This window comes from Testudinibacter crocodili, from assembly GCF_006228025.1.
Taxonomy (GTDB): Bacteria; Pseudomonadota; Gammaproteobacteria; order Enterobacterales; family Pasteurellaceae; genus Chelonobacter.
On the sequence record NZ_VDHF01000123.1, the window covers coordinates 1 to 5,191 of the forward strand.

The 5,191-nt window shown below is 39.6% G+C and carries 4 protein-coding genes and 1 pseudogene; 4 read left to right on the forward strand and 1 reads right to left on the reverse strand.

Annotated features, from left to right (window positions below; all coding sequences use genetic code 11):
- Window positions 1–95 precede the first annotated feature (95 nt).
- Window positions 96–1,115: an ABC transporter permease gene (locus FHQ23_RS11430; protein WP_139614434.1), complete on the forward strand. Its 1,020-nt coding sequence runs from the start codon at window positions 96–98 to the stop codon at window positions 1,113–1,115.
- 48 nt (window positions 1,116–1,163) lie between these two features.
- Complete coding sequence (locus FHQ23_RS11435) at window positions 1,164–2,156, forward strand: substrate-binding domain-containing protein (protein ID WP_139614435.1); 993 nt, start codon at window positions 1,164–1,166, stop codon at window positions 2,154–2,156.
- Between the two features lie 77 nt (window positions 2,157–2,233).
- On the opposite strand, the gene FHQ23_RS11440 is transcribed toward FHQ23_RS11435, so the two are convergent.
- Window positions 2,234–2,833 (reverse strand): nitroreductase family protein, encoded by a 600-nt coding sequence (locus FHQ23_RS11440; RefSeq protein ID WP_139614436.1) that lies wholly within the window; start codon window positions 2,831–2,833, stop codon window positions 2,234–2,236.
- 278 nt (window positions 2,834–3,111) lie between these two features.
- Here FHQ23_RS11440 and FHQ23_RS11445 point away from each other — a divergent pair.
- Together FHQ23_RS11445 and FHQ23_RS11450 are read left to right on the forward strand one after the other, a co-directional pair.
- Window positions 3,112–4,599, forward strand: a pseudogene (locus FHQ23_RS11445) (sodium-dependent transporter); the annotation flags it as partial.
- 178 nt (window positions 4,600–4,777) lie between these two features.
- Window positions 4,778–4,882, forward strand: a complete 105-nt coding sequence (locus FHQ23_RS11450) for a methionine/alanine import family NSS transporter small subunit (protein ID WP_139614438.1) — start codon at window positions 4,778–4,780, stop codon at window positions 4,880–4,882.
- Window positions 4,883–5,191 lie beyond the last annotated feature (309 nt).

Consider the following 5,191-nt stretch of genomic DNA (forward strand, 5'->3'; position numbering starts at 1 on the left):
AAAAATGGAAAAATAAACGGTGTTTTGACAAGAGGTGAATTAACACAAGCAACACTGATGAACTTATCCGTCTGATTTATAATAAAGGTAAAATTATGAATAATATATTATCGCTAAATAAGCTAGATTATAAGAAAACATTAAATCGCTACGGAATTATTTTTGCATTTATTGCATTGTGTTTGGCGATTACGATTGCTGGTGAAATTTCAGTTTATTATGGAAATTGGGCAGATAACTACTTTTTAAGTAGAGATAATGCGCTGATTATTTTGCGACAAGTGTCTATCAATGGCATTTTAGCAATAGGTATGACATTCGTTATTATTACTGCAGGTGTAGATTTATCTGTTGGGGCAGTGTTGGCTCTAGCCGGTATTATTTCTGCTCGTTTTGCGACTAGCGGTAGCCTTGCGATTGGCGATACTGATATGGCACTTTGGTTACCTGTTTTTATTGCAATTATAGTAGGGGCATTGGCTGGTTTTATTAATGGTGCGGTGATTGCTAAATATAATTTACAACCCTTTATTGTTACGATGGGAATGTTATCAATTGCACGCGGATTAACCTTACTTTCAACCGACGGTAACCCTGTTTCACAATTAAATCCTGATTTTCGCTGGTTAGGAAACGGTTATTTATTTGACAGTATTCCTATTCCGGTAGTGGTATTTATTTTCATCTTTGTCATTGCGTGGATAATCTTAAATAAAATGCCGTTTGGTCGTTATATTTATGCTGTCGGTGGAAATGAAAAAAGTACCCGCACTTCAGGGATTAATGTATTTCAAATTAAAGTCTTGGTTTATACCTTCTGCGGTGTTTTAGCTGCGATAGCCGGATTAATTTTGACAGCAAGAACCGGTTCGGCACAAACAAATGCAGGAACAGCTTATGAACTTGATGCAATTGCTGCGGTTGTGATTGGCGGAACGAGTATGGTTGGTGGGGTCGGGACATTAATGGGAACGTTTTTCGGAATTTTGATTATCGGAGTTTTGAATAATGGATTGGATTTGTTGGGGGTACAGTCGTATTACCAACAGCTGATAAAAGGTGTACTTATTGTTGTTGCTGTGATGTTAGATCCATCACGCAAACAACGTCGATAATGTGTTGTTGTATAACACGGTTTTCTCAACTTAAAGAGGATTTATGTTATGAAAAAATGGCTCTTAACATCAGTTGCATTGGCGGTTTCAACGACAGCAATTGCACAAAAATCACCCGTTAAAATTTCAATTTTAATGTACGGAATGAAAGCGGAATTTGTGCAATTAATGGAAAAATCAGCAAAGGATCATCCTGCGGTAAAACAAGGATTAGCAACATTAACTATTTATGATGGGCGTTATGATCCGTTGGTGCAAAATAATCAAGCAGAAACAGCAATTCAAACCAAAACCGATGCGATTATTATTAATCCAATGGATTATGAAGCTAATATTGATGTTGTGACGATGGCGAATAAAGCGAATATTCCGGTCGTGGTGACAAATGCGCGTTTAAATACCGATAAAATGACAAGTGAGGTGGTGTCTGATGATGTTGAAGGCGGATATTTAGAAGCGAAAGCCGTATTGGAAAAAATGAACTGCAAAGGGAATGTTGTGATTATTGAAGGTCCGAAAGGCGGCTCTGGAGAAATTCAACGTGGGCAAGGTAATGAACGCGCCATTGCTGAATGTGGTGAAGGAAATATTACAATTTTAGAACGAAAAACCGCAAATTGGTCTCGTTCAGAAGCGATTCCGTTAATGGAAAACTGGCTACAAAAACATCGTGGTAAAATTAATGGGGTAATTGCACAAAATGATGAAATGGCACTCGGCGCAATCGAAGCGATTCAAAGTGCGGGTTTAAATGTGTATGATTTTGCAATAGCTGGTGTTGATGGTGTAAGTGATGCGATTCATGCGGTAAAAGAGAAGAAAATGACTTCAATTTTACAAGATGCCAGAGGGCAAATTCATGGTTCGATTGATGTTGTGATGAAAGCCGTAGTTGGCGACAGTTATCAACCAATGTCAGATATTTGGCAACAATATCAAGGAAAAATGGACTGGAATGATGGAAAATCTAAACGTTATGATGTACCGTGGACTGTGGTAACCTTAGAAAATGCCGATCATTTGTTAGATATGCGTAAATAATAAATCCCACCCCAGAGACTTAAATTAACCGCACTTTTATCTATTTTTATGTTAAAAGTGCGGTTAATTTTTACAGCTTAACCAAAAACTTTAAAACGTTGTTCATCCTCCATATAGGTTTTTTCACCAGCGGCGGCTTCGATGCTGCCAAATGGCATTTGGGCGCGTAGTTTCCAGCTTGCCGGAATGTCCCAGATTTTGGCAACAGTTTCGTCGATAATTGGGTTGTAATGTTGTAAGGTGGCGCCTATTCCGGCTTCTGCTAAGGCTAGCCAAACTGCATATTGTGCGATGCCGCTGGCTTGTTCTGACCAAATAGGGAAGTTATCAGCATAAGCAGCGAATTGCTGTTGTAAGCCAGTGACTACGTTTTGATCTTCAAAGTATAATACGGTTCCAAAACCCGCTTTGAAGCAGTTATTTACTTTGGTCTCTGTGGCGGCAAAAGCTTCTGCCGGGATCATGCTGCGTAACGTATCTAATACAATATTCCATAGCCTTTCATGTTCTGCACCGAACAAAATGACTGCGCGGGAAGATTGTGAGTTGAAAGAGGACGGCGCTTCGCGCACAGCGTCTTTAATTAAAGCAGTAAGTTGATCTTGTGATAATGTAACATTTTTACCGATACTATAAATTGAGCGGCGATTTTTTTGTAATGCGTTAAATTTAGACATGGTATTTTCTCCTGATTAAATGGCTGTTTTTAGCATCTTATTTTGAATAATTGCAGTTGTAAATGGCAAAAATGTTGATGCATCATTTTATCACAGGAAATAATCAGGTATAAAAAGTGCGGTTTGTAAGATAATTAAATAGCAATTAAAGCAATTTAATAGTGATTTTTTAAAGTGGGGTACTTTTTTTAAGTGAAAATTTACTATATAGTTCTCACCGTTAGATATTATCTATTCTTATTCTTTAAATAATGACAATAACTTTAGGAGGTTGAGCTATGTCTCAACATAATGCAGGTATGCCGTCTTCACGTGAGACATTTTCCGGACGCCGTGCTTTTATTTTTGCGGCGATTGGATCCGCTGTCGGGTTGGGAAACATTTGGCGTTTCCCTTATGTAGCTTATGAAAATGGTGGTGGCGCATTTATTTTACCGTATGTTGTCGCGCTGTTGACTGCGGGAATTCCATTGCTGTTTTTAGATTATGCTATTGGACATAAATATCGTGGTTCTCCGCCACTGGCATTTCGTCGTTTATTTGGTGGCATGGAAACCATAGGTTGGTGGCAGGTGATGATTTGCGTGATCATCGGGTTGTATTATGCCGTGATTATCGGTTGGGCGACGTCTTATACTTTCTTTTCCATTAATCATAGTTGGGGGGCGGATCCAAGCAGCTTCTTCTTTAATGATTATTTGAAGATGTCGAGTGAACCAGGGGTTAGTTTTGACTTTGTAGCATCGGTAACCTGGCCTTTATTGGCAGTTTGGTTGGTATCTATCGGCATTTTGGCATTAGGGGTACAAAAGGGTATCGCAAAATCGTCATCAATTTTCATTCCATTATTGTTGTTGATGTTCCTTATTTTGGTGGTACGTTCGCTATTTTTACCAGGCGCAGTGCAAGGGTTGGATACGCTGTTTACACCGGATTGGTCAAAATTAAGTGATGCTTCGGTTTGGGTGGCTGCATACGGGCAGATCTTCTTCTCATTGTCAGTAGGTTTCGGCATTATGTTGACTTATTCGTCTTATCTGAAGAAAAAAGAAGACTTGACGGGTTCTGGCTTGGTGGTTGGTTTTGCTAACAGCAGCTTTGAAGTATTGGCGGGTATTGGGGTGTTTGCAGCACTTGGTTTTATGGCGGCGGCGGCAGGTAAACCAGTTTCTGAAGTGGCAGCCTCCGGTATTGGGTTGGCATTTATTGCCTTTCCAACCATTATCTCTCAAGCACCATTTGGCGAATTAATTGGAATTTTATTCTTCGGTTCGTTGGTATTTGCCGGCTTGACTTCGCTTATTTCAATTTTAGAAGTTATCATTGCATCAGTGCAAGACAAATTGGGAATGGGACGGGTGAAAGCAACGCTGATCGTTAGTGTACCAATGATGTTGGTTTCAGTTTTATTATTTCCAACGACAACGGGACTGTCGCTGCTCGATGTGGTCGATTCCTATGTTAATAACTTTGGTATTGTGGCGGTAGCGTTGATTTCTGTCGTGTTCTTGGTTGCTGGCATCAGCGCATTGCCAAGTTTACGTAATCATTTAAATGCTACTTCTTCATTCCGCTTAGGACGTAAATGGCAACTCTTTGTGGGTGGTGTAACCCCGGTTATGTTGGGTTATATTTTAATTACCGAGATTGTAAAACGTTTGTCAGAAGGCTATGGTGGTTATCCAACGTGGTTTGTGAATACTTTTGGATGGGGCATGGCAATCGGAATCGTGGTGATTTCATTCTTGCTATCGCGTTTGAATTGGTCAAAACGCTCTGGATTATATCAACATGATATTGATGGTGCGCCAGTGGCGCCACCGATTTTGGATCGCCAATTGGATTATAAAGTGATTAAATTACGTGAATCCGCTGGTTTGAGCGTAGCAACGCAAGATGGCCCGGTTAACCAAATGACGGATAAAGAGTAATAGGAGAAGAAAAATGAGTACTTCAGCAATTATTATGATGGTTATTGCATTAGTCATTATCTGGGGTGGATTAATTGTGGCAGTGAAGCGTTTGCCGGAAGAGAAAGCCGAAGATTAAATATTAAGTAATAAAATGGGCGATAACCTGTAACTTGAGCAAGTTATCGCCTTTTTTATGCCCATAGAACGATATTTCGAATAAAAAACCACCGTTTGATAAAAAACAGAAAAAAAGTGAGAAAAAGGGGTTGCAAAGAATTCCTGAATGTCTATAATGCGCACCTCACAACGACGCAGCGTTCTGATTTGAAGCGAGTGGTTGTGACTGTTCTTTAACAATATATCAGACAATCTGTGTGGGCACTTGTGCAAGGCATTGGTAAAGTCTTACTGTTATTCAGTGGGACGAAAAAATAAACTAAAGTCT